The following is a 17,994-nucleotide window of genomic DNA, read 5'->3' on the forward strand; positions in this document are numbered from 1 at the left end:
GAAGGTGACCGCACGTCGCGAGGAAGATCCGTGAGCACCACAGCAACGTTGCCGACCGTGTCAGGCCCGATCCTGGAGATGCGCCGCATCACCAAGGAGTTCCCGGGAGTCAAGGCGCTCGCCGACGTCTCGATCACCGTCCGCGCCGGCGAGATCCACGCGATCTGCGGCGAGAACGGCGCCGGGAAGTCGACGCTGATGAAGGTCCTCTCGGGGGTGTACCCGTACGGCACGTACGACGGCGAGATCCTCCTGTACGGCCAGGAGCAGCGCTTCAAGGACATCGCGGCCAGCGAGCAGGCGGGCATCGTCATCATCCACCAGGAGCTCGCGCTCATCCCGGAGCTGTCCGTCACCGAGAACATCTTCCTCGGCAACGAGATCCGCCGCTTCGGCCGCATCGACTGGCAGGCGCAGAAGGAGCGCACGATCGAGCTCCTCGCCCGCGTCGGCCTCGACGAGGATCCGGACGTGCCGATCAAGACCCTCGGCGTCGGCAAGCAGCAGCTCATCGAGATCGCCAAGGCGCTGAACAAGGACGTCAAGCTGCTCATCCTCGACGAGCCCACCGCCGCGCTCAACGAGAACGACTCGCAGCACCTCCTCGACCTCATCCTCGGGCTCAAGGCCAAGGGCATCGCGTCGATCATGATCAGCCACAAGCTCAACGAGATCGAGCAGATCGCCGACGAGATCACGATCATCCGCGACGGCCGCACGGTGGAGACGCTGGACATCTCCCGCGGCGAGATCAACGAGGACCGCATCATCCGCGGCATGGTCGGCCGGTCGCTGGAGAGCCGCTACCCGGACCGCACGCCGGAGATCGGCGAGGTGTTCTTCGAGGTCAAGGACTGGTGGGTGCAGCACCCGACCGTCCCGGAGCGCATGGTCGTGAAGGGGTCGAGCATCAACGTCCGCCGCGGCGAGGTGGTGGGTATCGCCGGCCTCATGGGGGCCGGCCGCACTGAGCTCGCGATGAGCATCTTCGGCCGCTCCTACGGCACGTTCCTCTCCGGCACGCTCGTGAAGGACGGCCAGGAGATCGAGCTCCCCGACGTCGCCGCCGCGATCAAGCACGGCCTCGCCTACGTGAGCGAGGACCGCAAGGTGCTCGGGCTCAACCTGCTCGACACCATCAAGCGGTCCATCGTCGCGGCGAAGCTCTCCAAGATCGCGCACAACGGCGTCGTCGACGCCCGCGAGGAGTTCTCGGTGGCGGAGCGCTATCGCAAGGCGCTGCGCATCAAGACTCCATCGGTCGAGGAGGGCGTGGGTAAGCTCTCCGGCGGCAATCAGCAGAAGGTCGTGCTGGCGAAGTGGATGTTCACGGACCCCGACCTGCTGATCCTCGACGAGCCCACGCGCGGTATCGACGTCGGCGCCAAGTACGAGATCTACGCGATCATCAACGAGCTCGCCGCCCAGGGCAAGGGCGTGATCGTGATCTCCAGCGAGCTGCCCGAGCTGCTCGGCATCTCCGACCGCATCTACACCGTGTTCGAAGGCCGGGTCACCGACTGCATCCCGGCCGACCAGGCGACCCCCGAAGACCTCATGCGCAGCATGACCTCCGCGACCCAGAAAGCATCCGCATGACCACCGACTCGACCACCGCGAAGCGCGGCTTCCACTTCAAGGACATCACGAAGATGTTCGGGGGAGGGCAGTCGACCCTCCGTCAGTTCGGCATCCTCGGCAGCCTCGTCGTCATCCTCGTCGTCTTCCAGGTGCTGACGTGGATCTTCAAGGGCACCGGTCTCACGCTGTCCTCCGGCAACCTGATCAACGTCGTCAACCAGTACTCGTACATCCTGATCCTGGCCATCGGCATGGTGATGGTCATCATCATGGGGCACATCGACCTCTCGGTCGGATCCGTCGCCGCGTTCACGGGCATCGTCGTGGCGAAGGCCATGCAGGACTGGAACCTCCCCTGGCCGCTGGGCATCCTCCTCGGTCTCGGTGTCGGCGTGCTCGTCGGCGCCTGGCAGGGCTTCTGGGTCGCCTACGTCGGGGTGCCGGCGTTCATCGTGACGTTGGCCGGCATGCTGTTCTTCCGCGGTGCGAACCAGGCGGTGGGCGACTCGCAGTCGGTGCCCGTGCCGGAGGGCTTCAAGATCATCGGCGCCGGCTACCTGCCGGAGATCGCCCTGCCGCTTCCGTTCAACATCCCGACCATGCTGCTGGCGCTCGCCGGCGTCGCGTGGATCGTGTTCTGGGAGATCCGCACCCGGCGCATCCAGCGCAAGATGGGCTCCGACATGGCGCCGCTGTGGGTGAGCGTGACGAAGGTGGTCCTCATCTCGGCCGTCATCCTCGTCGCCGGCTGGCTGTTCGCCACGGGGCGCGAGGGCACGAGCTTCCCGATCTCGGGCGTCATCCTCCTCGCTCTCGTCATCCTCTACTCGTTCATCACGAACAACACCGTCTTCGGCCGTCACATCTACGCGGTCGGCGGCAACCGCCAGGCCGCGCGCCTCTCGGGCGTGAAGGACCGCTGGGTCGACTTCTTCGTGATGATGAACATGTCGGTCCTGGCCTCGCTCGCCGGCATGATCTACGTCGCCAGGGCGACCGCCTCGGGTCCGCAGGACGGCAACGGGTGGGAGCTCGACGCGATCGCCTCCGTCTTCATCGGCGGCGCGGCCGTCTCCGGCGGCATCGGCACCGTGATCGGGTCGATCATCGGTGGTCTCGTGATGGCGTTCCTGAACAACGGACTCGCGCTGCTCGGCGCCGGTGCCGACGTCGTCTCGATGATCAAGGGCCTCGTGCTCCTCTTCGCCGTCGGCGTCGACGTGTGGAACAAGCAGCAGGGTCGTCCGTCGATCATCGGCTTCCTCACGCGCCGTCTCGGCCGCACGCAGGATCCGGCCACCGACACGTTCGATCCCACGAAGACGAACTACCCCACCAGTCAGAAGTACGAAGCCCCCGCCGTCGAGGAGACGCGCGGAAAGTAAGGGCCGCGTCGCGCAACGCAGGCGCGACGGGACCTGCACACACCAGAGAAAGAGATCACATGAAGAAGATCCTTCTGTCGGCGACAGCGCTTGTCGTCGCGGGCGCATTCGCCCTCACCGGCTGCTCCTCGGAGCGCGGCGGTGACTCGGGTTCGGGGTCGGGCGAGGAGACCGCCTCGGGCTTCGACGCCGGCTCCACGATCGGTGTCGCTCTGCCGGACAAGACCTCGGAGAACTGGGTCCTGGCCGGTCAGCTGTTCACCGACGGCCTCGAGAAGGCCGGCTTCAAGGCGGACGTGCAGTACGCGCCCGCCAGCAACACGGTCGCCGAGCAGCAGAACCAGATCCAGGCGATGGTCACCGGCGGCGCCAAGGTCATCATCATCGGCGCCAAGGACGGCAAGCAGCTCACCACGCAGGTGGAGGCCGCGCGCGACGCCGGTGTCGCGGTCATCGCCTACGACCGTCTCATCGAGAACACCGACGCCGTGGACTACTACGTCGCCTTCGACAACTTCGAGGTCGGCAAGCTCCAGGGCCAGGCGCTGCTCGACGGCCTCGCGGAGCGCGCGGGTCACGAGGCGCCGTACAACATCGAGCTGTTCTCGGGATCGCCGGACGACGCCAACTCGGCGGTGTTCTTCAACGGGGCGATGGAGGTGCTGCAGCCGAAGATCGACGAAGGCACGCTGAACGTCGTCTCCGGGCAGACCGAGATCTCCCAGACGGCGACCGAGGGCTGGAAGCCGGAGAACGCCCAGCGCCGCATGGATTCGATCCTCACGTCGAGCTACGGCTCGGAGACCCTCGACGGCGTCCTGTCCCCGAACGACACTCTCGCCCGCGCCATCATCACTTCGGCGCAGCAGGCCGGCAAGCCCGTCCCGGTGGTCACCGGTCAGGACTCCGAGGTCGAGTCGGTGAAGTCGATCATGGAGGGCGTGCAGTACTCCACGATCAACAAGGACACCACGCTGCTCGTGGAGCAGGCCATCAAGATGGTCGGTCAGCTTCAGAAGGGCGACGAGGTCGACGTCAACGACACCGACCAGTACGACAACGGCAAGAAGGTCGTCCCGGCCTACCTGCTCCCGCCGGTCATCGTGACCAAGGAGAACGCGGCCGAGGCCTACGCCAACGTCCCGAGCCTCCTTGAGATCGTGAAGTCCTACGAGTAAGGACGAGCGAGACCGTCCCCGTTCCCCGCGAACGACGGACAACGACACGACGAGCCGTCCGGACCTTCGGGTCCGGGCGGCTCGTCGCCGTTGCCGCGCGTCCCCGTCTTGCCGTCAGCCGACGGGCCGCCATCGCCGCATCGCCAGGGCGAGGAGGAGCGCCGCCGCCGTCAGCGTGGCCGCGAGGGCGACGGGGGAGAGCGGGCCCGCCCCGCTCGCGAGGATCCACGCTCCCGCCGCCGGCCCGATCACGGCGCCGATGTTCAGGGCCGCGGTCGCGTAGGACCCTCCCATGGTCGGGGCGCCGGACGCGGCGTTCAGCACGCGGGCGATCAGTGTGCTGCCGACCGCGAAGGACAGCACGCCCTGCACGAAGACAAGGGCGAGAAGGGCGACGGGACGGGGCAAGACCGCCGCCCACAGGATCCAGCCGCCCAGGAGAAGTGGCCCGGCGACCGCGAGCAGCATCCCGGCGTGGTGGTCGGCGAACCGACCCGCGATGGTCACGCCGAGGAACGACCCGCAGCCGAACAGGACCAGCGCGAGGGGGACCGCAGCGTCGGGGAGGCCCGCGACTTCGGTGATGACCGGCGCGAGGAACGTGAAGACCGCGAAGGTCCCCGCGTTCACCAGGGCCGCCAGGCTCATCGCGACGGCGAGACGCGGTGTCCTCAGGAGCGCGAGCTCCGCACGCAGAGACGGCGCGGGCCCGGGGAGCGGTGTCGGAGCCGGCGCCGTGCCTGGTGCCGACCCTGGCACCGACCGGGGTCGGACGTGCGCCGCGCCCCGGATCGTCGTCGGCACGCCTCGGAGGATTCCGAGCAGTGCGGGGAGACAGAGGAGTGCGACGGCGGCGAAGGTGGCGCGCCAGCTGAGCGCGGCGCCGAGCACCGCCCCGGCCGGGACGCCGACCACGGTGGCGATCGTCGTGCCGGAGAGCAGCACCGCGAGACCGCGGCCGGTGCGTTCGGCGGGGACGAGGAGAGCGACCGTGCGGAGTGCGACGGCGAGGAAGCCGGCGTTCGCGAGGGCGCTGAGCACGCGCGTGACGAGCAGGAGCTCGAATGCGGAGGTGGCCGCGCCGACGACGTGGCATCCGGCGAAGAGCACGAGGCAGGCGATGAGCGTGCGACGTGGCGGCCAGCCGCGCGCGAAGGCGGCCAGGGCGGGGGCGCCCACGACCATGCCGACGGCGAAGCCCGAGGTGAGAAGCCCGGCCGTGCCGACCGCGACGTCGAGGTCGTCCGCGATCGCGGGGAGGAGTCCCGCGAGCATGAACTCGGAGGTGCCCATGACGAAGACCGCCAGGGCAAGGGCATAGAGGGGGAGAGGCATCGAGTGCTCCGAAGTGAGAGGGAAGAGGAGTGCTTCTCGTCACCACGGTCAGCGCCCGGGTCACCGGCGCGCGCCCGCCGACAGGACGGACGAAGGGATCAGCGGTTCACGGGGCTGACGGTGTGACCGGCAGCCCCCGACCTGTCTGATTCGGGACTCGACATGCCCTCCACCCTACGGCTGACCGGTGTGCCTGCGTGATCGGTGTACCTGCGTGATCGGTGTGCAGGCGTGATCGGTGTGCAGGCGTGATCGGTGTGCAGGCGTGATCGGTGTGCAGGCGTGATCGGTGCGCTCGCGTGTTCAGCCGGTGGTGGTCCTGGCGTCGGGCGAAGACCACGGAGGTTCCTCGGCGAAGGTCACGGTGTGCGGAGGCGGCGGTCGGTCGATGTAGGTCCGGCCGGTGGGGCTCGTCCACTCCAGAACGCCGCCCGGCCCCTGCTCGACGTGCCATGGGGAGTGGTGTTTGAGCATGTGATGCCGTCGGCAGAAGGTCGCGAGGTTGTCGTGCACGGTCTCGCCGCCGAGCGCCGCATCGTGATTGTGATCGAGGTCGCACTTCCGCGGCGCGAGGCCGCAGCCGGGGAAGCGGCAGCGTTGATCGCGGGCCCGCAGGTGTCGGCGGAGGTCTTCGCTCGGGCGATACCGGTCGACGGCCAGCAGTGCCCCGCTGATCGGGTGGGTGAGCACCCGGTCCCAGCCGCTCGCCGCGCCGGCGAGGCGCCGGGCCGTGGCCGGATCGATCGGGATCATCCCGTCGAGCTCGGCGGCGAGGATCGGAGCGCCGTCCATCGTCCCGTCCTGCTCGCCGTGCATCAGCTCGCCGTGCATCAGCGTCAGCACCGGCACGGTGACCTCGACGCGCGCCCGAAGCTCGGAGAGCAGGCCTTCCTCCGAGTCATGCCCCGCCGGAGCGCCGGTCAGGACGAGATCGGCGAGCAGATCCGTGCGCAGCTGATCCACCGTCCTGTCGTCGCGGACGCTCTCCTCCGCCTCCGGGCGCCGTGCCCGCGCGTTCTCCTCCCGCACGGCCTGCGCCATCTGGGAGAGCCGGTCGTACATCCCGTGCACCAGCGCCGCCGGGCCGCGGGCGCCGAGTTCGGCCATGCCGTCATCGAGGTCGGTCACCCACACCCGCCGCAGCTCCCTGGCGTCACGGTGTCGCTCGACGAGCGTCCGCTCCTGGAACCGGTCGGCCAGTCGGCGCACCTGGCGACGCACCCTGTTGGGCGACTCCACCGCTGCGACCTCGACAGCCTCCTCGGCGAACCGGGCACGATCATCGGCGTCGTCGAGGTGGGCCCCCGCCTCCACGATCACGCGCGCATGCGCGGCGCTGATGCGCCCGGCGCCCTGGGCCTCCCAGACGGCGGGGAACCGTTCGACCAGCCAGGACGCATCGGACATCCGCCGCTCGATGGTGCGGTCGCTGACGCGCTGTGCGGCCCCGATCTCCGCGGCGACCGTGCGGATCGCCATGTCGCCGCCGTCGGGATGACACGCCTGCCGAGCGATGTCGACCGCAAGTCGCCCCGCCATCGCGAGCAGTCCGTCGCGGGCCGCCTGCATGCTGCTCAGCGTCTTCTCCGCCGCCTCCAGCCCCTCCACCAGATCGGCGAGAATCGCCATCTGGGAGTCGGTCGCGTCGAGCAGTGCGGGCATGACGTCAGTCCATCACCGACCACTGACATTCGAACAAAGATTCGAAGGAATCTGGCCGAAAGTCGTATCACGAAAGGATAACGACCGTGGTTGACTGGCTCCGTGCTCCTGAACGTCATCGAAGCCGGGGAGGGCGACCGCATCGCCGTGCTGCTGCACGGCATGATGGGGTCCGCCGAGAGCTGGCACCGCGTGGTCCCGCTGCTCGTGGAACGGGGTTTCCGCGTGCTCGCGCTCGATCTGCCCGGCCACGGCCTCTCGCCGCGTGATCCGGAGCTCACGATCGAGACGGCGGCCGACGCCGTCGTCGCCACGCTCGCGCAGACGGCGCTCCTTCCGGGGGCACGTTCCGCAGCGGGGCACGGGGCCGCCTCCCCGCTCGCCGTCGCCGTCGGGCACTCCTTCGGTGCCACCGTGCTCGCCGCCGCCGCGCCCCGCCTCGACCCAGGCCTCGCCGTCTACGTCGACGCGCCGCTCGCCCTCCAGGGCGGCCAGAACCGCGCCTCCCTCATCTCGCAGTACGAGCACGACCGCCGCGCGCGCATGTCGCCCACCGAACTCCGCAAGCTCCGGCCGTTCTACTCCGTCGACGACGCCACGGTCGAGGCGCGGGCGGCCGAGCGCTTCGATCCGCCAACCGCGGCCTCCGTCTCCTGCGGGGAGGATGGTCATTGGACCGCCGCCCCCGGCTCCATCGTCGTCCGCGCGGAACCCAGCGCCTGGGTCACCGACGAGGACGCGCGGCGGTTCGAGCACGGCGGGGTGACGGTGCGGAGCATCCCCGGAGCCGCCCACACCGTCTGGTACAGCCACTTCGAGGTCTTCACCGCCGCGCTGCCGGAGCTCTTCGCCCCGTCGCTGGTCTGACCGGGAGACCGTCCGACGCGGCGCGACTACCCTGGAGAGGACATGGCACATCTTCTCGGGGCCGAAGCCCTGCACCTCGAATACCCGACCCGCGTCGTCTTCGACGCCGTGACCCTCGGCATCGAGGAGGGTGACCGCATCGGCATCGTCGGCCGGAACGGCGACGGCAAGTCGAGCCTTCTCGGCATGCTCGCCGGCACGAAGGAGCCGGACTCCGGCCGGGTCACCGTCCGCGGCGGCACTCGCATCGGCGTGCTGGACCAGGCCGACACCCTCCCCGACGACATCACGATCGGCGCCGCCGTGGTCGGAGACATGGCCGAGCACGAATGGGCCGGGGACGCCCGCGTCCGCGACGTGATCGAGGGACTGCTGACCGATCTTCCCTGGGACGCGCAGATCGGCTCCCTCTCCGGCGGACAGCGCCGCCGCGTGTCCCTCGCGAAGCTGCTCACCGCTGACTGGGACGTCATCGCTCTCGACGAGCCGACGAACCACCTCGACGTCGAGGCGATCACCTGGCTCGCCGGACACCTCAAGAAGCGCTGGCCCGCGAACGCCGGAGCCCTCCTCGTCGTGACCCACGACCGGTGGTTCCTCGACGAGATCTGCACCGAGACGTGGGAGGTGCACGACCGCATCGTGGAGCCCTTCGAAGGCGGCTATGCGGCGTACATCCTGCAGCGGGTCGAGCGCGACCGCATGGCGGCGGCGACCGAGGCGAAGCGGCAGAACCTCGCCCGCAAGGAGCTCGCCTGGCTGCGCCGCGGTGCCCCGGCCCGCACCAGCAAACCCAAGTTCCGCATCGATGCGGCCAACGAGCTCATCGCCGACGTGCCCGAGATCCGCGACAAGGTCTCGCTGCAGTCGCTCGCCGTCTCGCGGCTGGGCAAGGACGTCGTCGACCTGCTCGATGTGGGGGTGACGTACCCTTCGGCAAGCTCAGGGACCCAGACTTCGACGGGATCAGGAGCCGGCGGGAAGACCGTGCTCAAGGACGTGGAGTGGCGGATCGCCCCGGGCGAGCGCACGGGGATCCTCGGCGTGAACGGTGCCGGGAAGTCCACGCTCCTGGGGCTCATCTCCGGCACGGTCGAGCCCACGGAGGGGCGGATCAAGCGCGGGAAGACCGTGCAGGTCCGTACGCTCACGCAGCGCCTCGACGAACTCCTGCCGCATTGGAACGACCCCGTGCGCGTGGTGATCTCCGGTCTGCGCACGTCCTACACGCTCGGTGCCGGGTCGAAGGCGCAGGACCTCACACCAGGACAGCTCCTGGAGCGGCTCGGGTTCTCGTCCGCCCAGCTCTCCACTCCGGTGAAGGATCTCTCCGGCGGTCAGCAGCGCCGGTTGCAGCTGCTGCTCGTGCTGCTCGACCAGCCGAACGTGCTCATCCTCGACGAGCCCACGAACGACATGGACACCGACATGCTCGCCGCGATCGAGGACCTCCTCGACTCCTGGTCGGGCACCCTCCTCGTCGTGAGCCACGACCGGTACTTCCTGGAGCGGGTGACGGATCAGCAGTACGCGATCCTTCCCGGTCCCGACGGCGCGGGGCGCCTGCGGCATCTCCCGGGCGGCGTCGACGAGTACCTTCGGCTGCGGCAGCGCGTCGAGAGTGCCCCGGCGACCGCGACGGCGGCGTCGGCCCCCGTAGCGAGCGGTCTCGACGGCGCGGCTCTCCGGGCGGCGCAGAAGGAAGCCGCCGCGCTCGAGCGTCGCATCCAGAAGCTCACGCAGCAGGTCGACGCGGCCAAGCACGCCCTCGCCGACCACGACCAGTCCGACTATGCGGGCCTCGGCGAGCGCATGAAGGCGATCACCGCGCAGGAGGCCGAGATCGAGGAGCTGGAGCTGCGCTGGTTCGAACTCACGGAGCAGATCGGCTGACGGAGGAATATCCTTCTCCCACGACTGTTGGGAGTAGCGATGGAAGGCCTCGAAGTAACCGTCCTGCTCGGACTCACGATCCTCGTCGGAACCCTGATCGCGCCGCGCGTGCGTCTCGCGCTGCCCCTCGTCCTCGTCATCCTCGGACTGCTGCTGGGCTTCATCCCGCCGCTGCGCGAGGTCCAGCTGCCGCCGGAGACCGTGCTGCTGCTGTTCCTGCCGGTGATGCTGTTCTGGGAGAGCCTGACGACATCGCTGCGGTCGATCCGCCGCGACTTCCGCTACATCGTGCCGATGAGCACGCTCCTCGTCGTCGCCTCCGCGTTCGCGGTGGCCGGCATCGGCGTGCTCTTCGGCATGCCCTGGGAGATCGCCCTCATCCTGGGGGCCGCGGTCGCGCCGCCCGACGCCACGGCCGTCGCCGCCCTCGGCCGACTGCTGCCGCGACGGATGTTCATGAAGCTCAAGGCCGAGAGCCTGACCAACGACGGCACCGCGCTCGTGCTCTACGCCATCGCGGTGTCCCTCGCTCTGGGCGGCCAGGTCACGCCGCTCTCGGTCACCTGGGACGTGCTGGTGTCGTACGTGGGCGGGATCGCCGCGGGGATCGTGGTCGCGGCCCTGGCCACGCTGCTGCTGCGCCGCATCTCCTCCACCATCGTCATCAACGTCACCCTGCTGCTCGTGCCGTTCTCCGCGTTCCTGCTCGCCGAGCTCGTCCACGCGTCCGGCGTGCTCGCCGTGGTCGTGGCCGGACTCATCGTCGCCTGGGTGTCGCCGCGCGTGACGACGGCGGCCTCGCGCCGGCAGGCCGACGCGGCCTGGCCGTTCGGCGTCTTCCTGCTGAACGGGGCGCTGTTCGTGCTCATCGGCCTCGAGGTGCAGTTCGTCGCGCACGAGATCTCCGCCGCCGCCATCGGCCGCCTGGTGCTCGTGACGCTCGCCGTGTGGGCGACGCTCTTCGCCGTGCGGTACGTGTTCCAGCTCCTCAACGTGCTGTTCCAGCGCCGTCCGGCCGAACGCCCGCCGCGCGGCACCCGCTCCCGTGCCCGACTCGTGTCCACGGTCGCCGGCATGCGCGGCGCCGTGTCGCTGGCGATCGCGCTGTCGGTGCCGACCGGTGTGTCCGCAGGGAGCACGGTGGGCGGGCGCGACGAGATCGTCTTCGTGACCGCCGGGGTGATCCTGCTCAGCCTCCTCGTGCAGGCGCCTCTCCTCCCCGCGCTCGTGCGGTGGGCGCGATTCCCGGTCGACCATGCCGAGGACGAGGAGTACGAGCTCGCGGAGCGGGCGATCTCGGGTGCGGCCCTGGCCGCGCTCGACGACCTCGCCGCGGAGCACGGCATCGGCCAGGAGGTGCGCGACCGGGTGCGCGCCGAGGGGTACCAGGCGCTGGAGTTCGCGAACGCCCGGACGCTCGCGCGGGAACAGGCGCTCATCGACGCCGAGGCCGACGCGCTGGACGAGATGCTCGGCGAGCCCGATCCCTACGGCACCGGGGGAGAGGCGCCCCGTCGCGAGGACGAGGACGCAGACGCGGGGGACGTCGCGGTGTCGGCAGGGACCGCCCCCGACCCCGAGACGACGGACGGCACGACGCTGCAGATGATCGCGACCTCCGCCGACGTCGACCTCGCCCAGCGCTCACCGCTCGTGCGGCACGAGGAGCACACCCGGCTCAAGCTCGCGCTGCTCGACCGCAAGCGCGAGGTGCTGCTCGGGCTCCGCGGCGCCGGCACCGTGGACGACATGGTGGTCCGCCGGATCTCCGCCCGTCTCGACCTGGAGCAGGTGCGTCTGCAGGGGATCGAAGAGTTCGACTGACCGGCCCGGGCGGCTGTGACGATCTCGTCGTTCCCTTACCGGTCAGACAGGAATTGCGGAACGGGGCCGGGCGCATGCTTGCGACCGGCCCCGCCGTGATAGCAACGGTTACACGCCTGAAAGATCGACCCAGTGTGTCAACTTCAACCATGCGCTCCCGGTTCCCGAGAGCTTGAACTTCACCTCGGCGAGCACCCGGGGAGAAGTGAGCGAGTTCTGTGGCGGCTTGGTCTGGAAGCCCCACCCCGTGTTGTAACTGTAGGTGTTCGCCGTCGGGGCCTTCTTGATGATGGACGGTGAGCCTCCGCCGCTGTAAATCTCTACCTTTCGACCCTGGAGGGCGAACCCGGGATCTGGCGTCCATCGACCGGTGACCTTCTCCGTCCGGATCTGATCGCCCCTGCTATTCAGACTGTAGGTGATCGTGATGGACGACTTGATCGATCCGTTGTCGTAGTTACCGCCCACCGAGGAGCGTGGAGCCACGACGCCGGGGTTTACCGGAACGTGAGGAGAAGGAACTCGCGTCTCGATCGTGGCTGTAGTGGTGCCCTCATCAACCGGTATCTGGTCCGTCTGCTGGTAGACGATCTCTCCAGTTCGTACGTCTGACACGACGATCGTGGATGACGCATACGAAGGCTTCTCTTCGGCAGCCGCATACGCGGTTGACGTGAGGGAGAAGGAAAGTGCCGCGGCTGCGGCGACCGCGATTGCGGCTTTCTGGTGTCTGTTCATGATTTCTCCGGTCGTTGCTGCGGCGCCAGACGGCGCCTTCGCTCAGATGAGCGCGTTGAGCCCAACACGTGCACCGACTTCCAGCGAAGATTGTTTCCTTGTCTTACACGATCCGGCGCCGTAGGGACTGCGCTACGGGCGGTTCTATGCACACGAGCAACGGAGGGTCCCGCACGGCTGTGACGCCGTGTGACATCCCGATTCCGCGACAGCGCGCCCTCCTGCCTAACGTTGTCGAGTCCCGCCAGGAAGGAACCCTGCTCATGTCCCGCCGCACCACCTCCGCCCTCGCCGCGCTCGCCGTGGTCCCGCTGTTCGTCGCCCTCGCCGGGTGCGCCACCTCGTCCGACGCGGGCTCCGGCGACGGCGGCTCCGAGGACAAGACCGTCAAGATCGGTGTCGTCGGCGAGAGCGACCCGCAGTGGCCCGCTTTCGTGGACGCGGCGGCCGACGCCGGCATCACTGTCGAACTCGTCGACTTCGGCTCGTACGAGCTGCCCAACCCGGCACTGAGCGAGGGGGAGATCGACCTCAACCAGTTCCAGCACATCGTGTATTTGGCGCAGTACAACGAGGCCTCGGGGGATGACCTCGCGGCGATCGGTTCGACGCAGATCTACCCGCTGGGTCTCTACTCGACGAAGTACGACTCGGTCGAGGACATTCCTGAGGGGGAGACCGTCGCGGTTCCTGACGACGCCTCCAACCAGGCCCGCGCGCTTCTCGTGCTCCAGGCCGCTGGCCTCGTCGAGCTCAAGGACGGCGGCACGGCCTTCTCCGATCTCGCAGATGTGGACGAGAACAAGTCGACAGTGAAGGTCACCGCGCTGGAGGCCGCACTCACTCCGGAGGCTCTGCCCGACGTCGCTGCTGCCATCATCAACAACGACTTCGTCGAGGACGCCGGTCTCTCGTTCGACGATGCACTCTTCACTGACGACCCGGAGGACCCCAGCGCGCTCCAGTACGTGAACATCTTCGCGTCTCGCGCCGAGGACGTCGACAACGAGACCTACCTCAAGCTCGTCGAGATCTTCCAGACCGACGAAGCTGTGCAGGAGGGGCTGGCGAAGTCGTCCGGAGGAACCGGTGTCACTCTGCAGACGCCGGCAGATGAGCTGGCCTCGCTGCTGAAGGACGTCCAGAAGGACGTCGCTGCGAACGGTTGATCAGGTTCACCTGAGAGAATCGGGCGACGCGGACGCGTCGCCCGATTCGTCGTCTTCAGGCCGACCCCGCCCTTTCCTCCCTCAAGACCGGAGAACCTATGCCGATCGTCTCCCTCGAGCACGTGTCGAAGAGCTACCCCTCGCCGTCCGCATCCGGCACGCAGATCACCGCCGTCGACGATGTGTCTCTGCAGATCGAGCAGGGAGATGTCTTCGGAATCATCGGCTATTCGGGTGCGGGGAAGTCCACCCTGGTGCGGCTCATCAACGCGTTGGAGCCGGCCTCCGCGGGCCGCATCACCGTCGACGGAGTCGAGATCACGGCACTCAGCGAGCGTGAGCTCCGGCGAGTGCGGAGCGGGATCGGCATGATCTTCCAGCAGTTCAACCTGTTCTCCTCGAAAAGCGTGCGGGCGAACATCGCGTATCCGCTGAAGCTCGCGGGATGGTCGAAGGCCGACATCGACGCGCGCGTGACCGAGATGCTGTCTTTTGTGGGGCTGAGCGACAAGGCACGGTCGTACCCCGAGCACCTGTCGGGAGGGCAGAAGCAGCGCGTCGGGATCGCGCGGGCGCTCGCGACCAGGCCGGCGATCCTCCTCGCCGACGAAGCGACCAGTGCGCTAGACCCGGAGACGACACATGAGGTCCTCTCCCTGCTCAAGCGCGTCAATGAGGAGCAGGGCGTCACGATCGTCGTCATCACCCACGAGATGGACGTCATCCAGACGCTCGCGACCAAGGTCGCCGTCATGGACCGTGGGCGGGTGATCGAGCAGGGAGATGTGTTCGAGGTCTTCTCCAACCCGCAGCATGCCGCGTCGCAGCGATTCGTCGGTACGGTCGTCAAGGGCGTTCCCTCCCCGGCCGAGCGTGCTGTCCTGCGTGACCGGCATCAGGGACGACTCGTGACGTTCTCCTTCCGCGACGGCGGCCCGTCCCAGGCGCAGGTCTTCCTGGAGCTGGCCGAGGTCGGATTGGAGTTCGAGCTCGTCTTCGGCGGTATCAATGACATCCGCGGCAGGGCCTTTGGTCACTTGACGCTCGCGATCCGCGGGGACGACGCTCGCATCGATGCGACGCTTGCACGGATCTCGGAGCGCATCGAAGTGACGGACATCGACCACGAGGAGGTGCGCTGATGGATCGTCTGATCGAGTTGGGCCCTGAGTTCTGGACGGCTGCCGTCGAGACGCTTTACATGGTGTCGCTGACACTGGTGCTGGGTGGTCTGCTGGGAGGCCTGATCGGAGTCGGGCTGTATCTCACCCGGCCGGGCGGCATGCTGCAGAACCGGGCTGTCTCCGCCGTCCTGAACCTCTTCATCAACTTCTTCCGCCCGATCCCCTTCGTGATCCTCATCACCGTCCTGATCCCGTTCTCCCGATTCATCGTGGGGAGCGGCATCGGCACGAACGCTGCCATCGTCGCCCTGGTGGTGGCGTCGATGTTCGCCATCGGCCGGATCGTCGAGCAGCATCTGGTCGGTGTCTCGCCGGGAGTCATCGAAGCCGCGCGTGCGATGGGAGCCGGACCGTGGCGAACCCTCTTCACAGTGGTGATCCCCGAGGCGCTCGGACCCCTGATCCTGGGATACACGTTCGTGATCGTGGCGCTGATCGACATGACGGCAATGGCCGGTTACATCGGCGCGGGCGGTCTCGGAAACTTCGCGTTGACGTACGGCCGACGTCAGTTCGAGCCGGTCGTGATGTGGGCCGCCGTGCTGCTCATCGTCGTGTTCGTGCACGTGGCTCAGACGCTCGGCACCCGACTCGCGCGGAAGGTCATGCGCCGCTGAGGTCGATCAGCGTGCCGGGGCCTCCTGCAGGCTCCGGCGCGTGGTGAACGTGCGCTCCTGCCCGCTCAGCGGATCGGTGAACCGGAGCTCGCGGGCGAGGAGCTGGAGCGGGCGGGTGAAGTCGTCCGGACGCTCCGGCTGGAGCACGGGGTAGAAGCCGTCGTGCAGGATGCCGAGGCCGAGCGCGGCGAGGTGCACGCGGAGCTGGTGCATCTTCCCGCTGTGCGGACGGAGAAGCGTGTGCACGACGCGGTCGTCGGCGGCGATGACCTCGATGAGCGTCTCGGAGTTCGGCTCGCCGTCCTCATCCACCTGCACGCACACCTGACCGCGGAGCTTCTCGATCCGGTTGCGGTAGACGAGCGGGAATCGCGACGGATCCCAGTCCGCCGGGCGCGCGGAGACGGCCTCGTAGACCTTCTCCACGCGGCGGTCCTCGAACAGCAGTTGGTAGGCGCCGCGGGTGGCAGGGCGGGCGGAGAACATCAGCAGCCCCGCCGTGGCCCGGTCGAGGCGGTGGATCGGCGTGAGATCCGGGTTGCCGAGGCGGTTGCGCAGCCGGACGAGGGCGGAGTTCTGCAGGTATTTGCCGCCCGGCGTGGTGGGGAGGAAGTGCGGCTTGTCCACGACCACCAGGTGCTCGTCCTGGTGCAGGATCTCCTCGGCGAACGGGATCTTCTTCTCGACCGGAGGCTCCCGGTAGTACCAGACGAACTCCTCGGCGCCGAGTGGCGTGTCCCGGGAGAGCGGCCGGCCGTCGCGCGCGACGATCTCCCCGCGGTCGAAGCGCACGAGCAGCCGCTCCGGATCCAGGTGGAAGAATCGCTCGACCATGTAGGCGGCGACGGTGGGCCATGCACCCGTCAATGGCACGTGCAGCCGGGTCGCACCGACGCCGTCGCGCACGGGAAGCGGGGAGGGCATGCCCATGTCTCGGCCTTCGGAGCAGGGGTCGCGGGGCTGCGACCGGGTGCTTCCAGCCTAGGCGACCGCTCGGGCAGGGTCCGTGGGCCGCGACTCGTTTCCGTCTCCGTTGCACGATCCGGTTGCGCCTGCACGATCATTCCGGGGGTCTCGTCCCACGACCGGACCCTGGTCGTGCATCCGTAACGGAGGGGGCCAGACGGGAGACAGGGTCGCTGTCCGTCTCCGTTGCACGATCCGGTTGCGCCTGCACGATCATTCCGTGGTTCTCACCCCACGACCGGACCCTGGTCGTGCATCCGGACCGGCGAGATCGGACTGGCAGCCCGGAACCGGTCGGGGTGTCAGCGGGTTTCGGCGGCGAGCCAGTCGTCGAACGTCGTCGGCGCCGTGCGCGCGTCGTCGCCGGGGAGCAGCACCTCGCCCGCGAACTCGACGCCGAGTGCGGCACCCTTCCACGCGGCGCGCAGCGGAAGGTCGCGGCCCCAGGCGGCGAGAGTGCGGCGCGCCATGTCGACGGCGTCCTCCGTGCGGGGGCCGACGATGTCGAACGAGCCGCCGAGCGCCGGCGACTCCGCTGCGTCGACGAGGGCGGCGGCCACGTCCGCCGGCGCGATGGGCTGCAGCAGCAGAGGGGGCACGACGCCTTCGCCGTCCTCGATGCTCCACTCGGTGATCATCGCGGGGAAGTCGTGGAACTGTGTCGCCCGCACGATGGTGAACGGCACCGCGCCGCGCGTGACCTCTCGCTCCTGGGCGCGCTTGCCCGCATAGTGCGGATTGCCGCGCACGCGATCGAGCGCCGCGATCGAGAGCGCCACGTGGTGGCCGACCCCGGCTTCGTCCTCGGCGGCGAGCAGCGTGCGGCTGAGCGTGGTGAACACCCGCTCAGCATCGGCGATGTCGGATACCGGCGGGTTCGTCGCGTCCACGACCGCATCCACCCCGCGGAGCAGGGCGGCGAGGCCTTCGCCTGTGGTCAGATCGACGCCCTCGCTGCGGCTGAGCGAGAGCGCATCATGCCCCCGCCGCCGGGCCTCTTCGACGACCAGCCGCCCGATCCGTCCCGTTCCTCCTGCGACCGCGATGCGCATGCCCGCTCCTTCAATCATGGATATTGTGTGTCCACAATAAGGCGGTCCCGATACGATGGGCAAGTGAAACTCCCCGAGACCTCGGAATGGGTGCTGCACACCGTCGCGGTGATCGCTCAGCTCCCCGCGGGGTCGACGGTGTCCGGCGCGCAGCTCGCCGAGCACTTCGGCGTACCGGGGCCGTACCTCTCGAAGCAGCTCGCGAAGCTCGTCCGCGCCGGAATCCTCACCGGGAGCACGGGGCCACGCGGCGGCTTCCGCCTGGCGAGAGACCCCGAGAGCATCACCATCCTCGATCTCGTCACGGCGGTCGACGGCGCCGCCGACCCCTACGTCTGCCGTGAACTCCGTCAGCAGGGGAGAGGAGCCGCCCGTCCGGAGGACTGCACCGCGCCGTGCGGACTCGCCGTCGTGATGCGCCGTGCCCACGAGGCCTGGCGGGCTTCTCTGGAGGCGGTGTCGATCGCCGAGGTCGTCGGCGCGCTCCCGGACACCGTCCCCGCCAAGAACCGGCGCCTCCTCCTCGGTCCGTGACCTCCCCGT

General features: G+C 68.7%; 15 protein-coding genes. 10 read left to right on the plus strand and 5 right to left on the minus strand.

Translation table 11 applies throughout. The annotated features are described in order from the left end of the window. Positions 1-78 precede the first annotated feature (78 nt). Genes mmsA through BK819_RS13670 form a run of 3 tightly spaced genes read left to right on the plus strand, consistent with a single transcriptional unit; the run spans position 79 to position 4,144 of the window. Positions 79-1,599, plus strand: a complete 1,521-nt coding sequence (mmsA, locus tag BK819_RS13660) for a multiple monosaccharide ABC transporter ATP-binding protein (RefSeq protein WP_071329729.1) — start codon at positions 79-81, stop codon at positions 1,597-1,599. Then, positions 1,596-2,966 carry a multiple monosaccharide ABC transporter permease gene (gene mmsB, locus BK819_RS13665; RefSeq protein WP_071329629.1) on the plus strand — a complete coding sequence of 457 codons (1,371 nt, stop codon included), beginning with the start codon at positions 1,596-1,598 and terminating at the stop codon, positions 2,964-2,966. The genes mmsA and mmsB overlap by 4 nt, the downstream gene beginning before the upstream one ends. A gap of 59 nt (positions 2,967-3,025) precedes the next feature. Next, on the plus strand, positions 3,026-4,144 hold the full coding sequence (locus BK819_RS13670; protein WP_071329630.1) for a sugar-binding protein: 1,119 nt from the start codon (positions 3,026-3,028) through the stop codon (positions 4,142-4,144). A 114-nt stretch (positions 4,145-4,258) separates the two neighbouring features. On the opposite strand, the gene BK819_RS13675 is transcribed toward BK819_RS13670, so the two are convergent. Both BK819_RS13675 and BK819_RS13680 read right to left on the minus strand, forming a co-directional pair. Beyond that, the gene (locus BK819_RS13675; protein ID WP_071329631.1) at positions 4,259-5,479 is read right to left on the minus strand and encodes a Cmx/CmrA family chloramphenicol efflux MFS transporter; all 1,221 of its coding nucleotides are present in this window, start codon (positions 5,477-5,479) and stop codon (positions 4,259-4,261) included. Between the two features lie 303 nt (positions 5,480-5,782). Then, positions 5,783-7,141 (minus strand): HNH endonuclease signature motif containing protein, encoded by a 1,359-nt coding sequence (locus BK819_RS13680; RefSeq protein ID WP_071329632.1) that lies wholly within the window; start codon positions 7,139-7,141, stop codon positions 5,783-5,785. Between the two features lie 102 nt (positions 7,142-7,243). Between BK819_RS13680 and BK819_RS13685 the strand changes: the two genes are divergently transcribed. Genes BK819_RS13685 through BK819_RS13695 form a run of 3 tightly spaced genes read left to right on the plus strand, consistent with a single transcriptional unit; the run spans position 7,244 to position 11,725 of the window. Beyond that, positions 7,244-8,008 (plus strand): alpha/beta fold hydrolase, encoded by a 765-nt coding sequence (locus tag BK819_RS13685; RefSeq protein ID WP_071329633.1) that lies wholly within the window; start codon positions 7,244-7,246, stop codon positions 8,006-8,008. Positions 8,009-8,050: 42 nt separating this feature from the next. Continuing rightward, on the plus strand, positions 8,051-9,901 hold the full coding sequence (locus BK819_RS13690) for an ABC-F family ATP-binding cassette domain-containing protein (RefSeq protein ID WP_071329634.1): 1,851 nt from the start codon (positions 8,051-8,053) through the stop codon (positions 9,899-9,901). A gap of 39 nt (positions 9,902-9,940) precedes the next feature. Continuing rightward, on the plus strand, positions 9,941-11,725 hold the full coding sequence (locus BK819_RS13695) for a Na+/H+ antiporter (protein ID WP_071329635.1): 1,785 nt from the start codon (positions 9,941-9,943) through the stop codon (positions 11,723-11,725). Positions 11,726-11,833: 108 nt separating this feature from the next. On the opposite strand, the gene BK819_RS16605 is transcribed toward BK819_RS13695, so the two are convergent. Beyond that, entirely contained in the window at positions 11,834-12,463 is a 630-nt protein-coding gene (locus BK819_RS16605) for a hypothetical protein (RefSeq protein WP_143049312.1), read from the minus strand. 263 nt (positions 12,464-12,726) lie between these two features. On the opposite strand from BK819_RS16605, the gene BK819_RS13700 reads away from it, so the two are divergent. The 3 genes from BK819_RS13700 to BK819_RS13710 all read left to right on the plus strand — a co-directional run bounded on the left by BK819_RS13700 (position 12,727) and on the right by BK819_RS13710 (position 15,433). Continuing rightward, on the plus strand, positions 12,727-13,632 hold the full coding sequence (locus tag BK819_RS13700; RefSeq protein WP_071329636.1) for a MetQ/NlpA family ABC transporter substrate-binding protein: 906 nt from the start codon (positions 12,727-12,729) through the stop codon (positions 13,630-13,632). A 98-nt stretch (positions 13,633-13,730) separates the two neighbouring features. Beyond that, entirely contained in the window at positions 13,731-14,774 is a 1,044-nt protein-coding gene (locus BK819_RS13705) for a methionine ABC transporter ATP-binding protein (protein WP_071329637.1), read from the plus strand. Continuing rightward, positions 14,774-15,433, plus strand: coding sequence for a methionine ABC transporter permease (locus tag BK819_RS13710; RefSeq protein WP_021198776.1), 660 nt, complete (start codon positions 14,774-14,776; stop codon positions 15,431-15,433). The genes BK819_RS13705 and BK819_RS13710 overlap by 1 nt, the downstream gene beginning before the upstream one ends. A gap of 6 nt (positions 15,434-15,439) precedes the next feature. On the opposite strand, the gene BK819_RS13715 is transcribed toward BK819_RS13710, so the two are convergent. Further along, complete coding sequence (locus BK819_RS13715) at positions 15,440-16,363, minus strand: pseudouridine synthase (RefSeq protein ID WP_071329638.1); 924 nt, start codon at positions 16,361-16,363, stop codon at positions 15,440-15,442. Positions 16,364-16,701: 338 nt separating this feature from the next. Continuing rightward, complete coding sequence (locus BK819_RS13720; protein ID WP_071329639.1) at positions 16,702-17,451, minus strand: SDR family oxidoreductase; 750 nt, start codon at positions 17,449-17,451, stop codon at positions 16,702-16,704. A gap of 63 nt (positions 17,452-17,514) precedes the next feature. Here BK819_RS13720 and BK819_RS13725 point away from each other — a divergent pair, with 63 nt between their 5' ends. Next, the gene (locus BK819_RS13725) at positions 17,515-17,985 is read left to right on the plus strand and encodes an Rrf2 family transcriptional regulator (RefSeq protein ID WP_071329640.1); all 471 of its coding nucleotides are present in this window, start codon (positions 17,515-17,517) and stop codon (positions 17,983-17,985) included. Positions 17,986-17,994: the final 9 nt, after the last annotated feature.

The organism is Microbacterium sp. LCT-H2 (assembly GCF_001866135.1).
Taxonomy (GTDB): Bacteria; Actinomycetota; Actinomycetes; order Actinomycetales; family Microbacteriaceae; genus Microbacterium.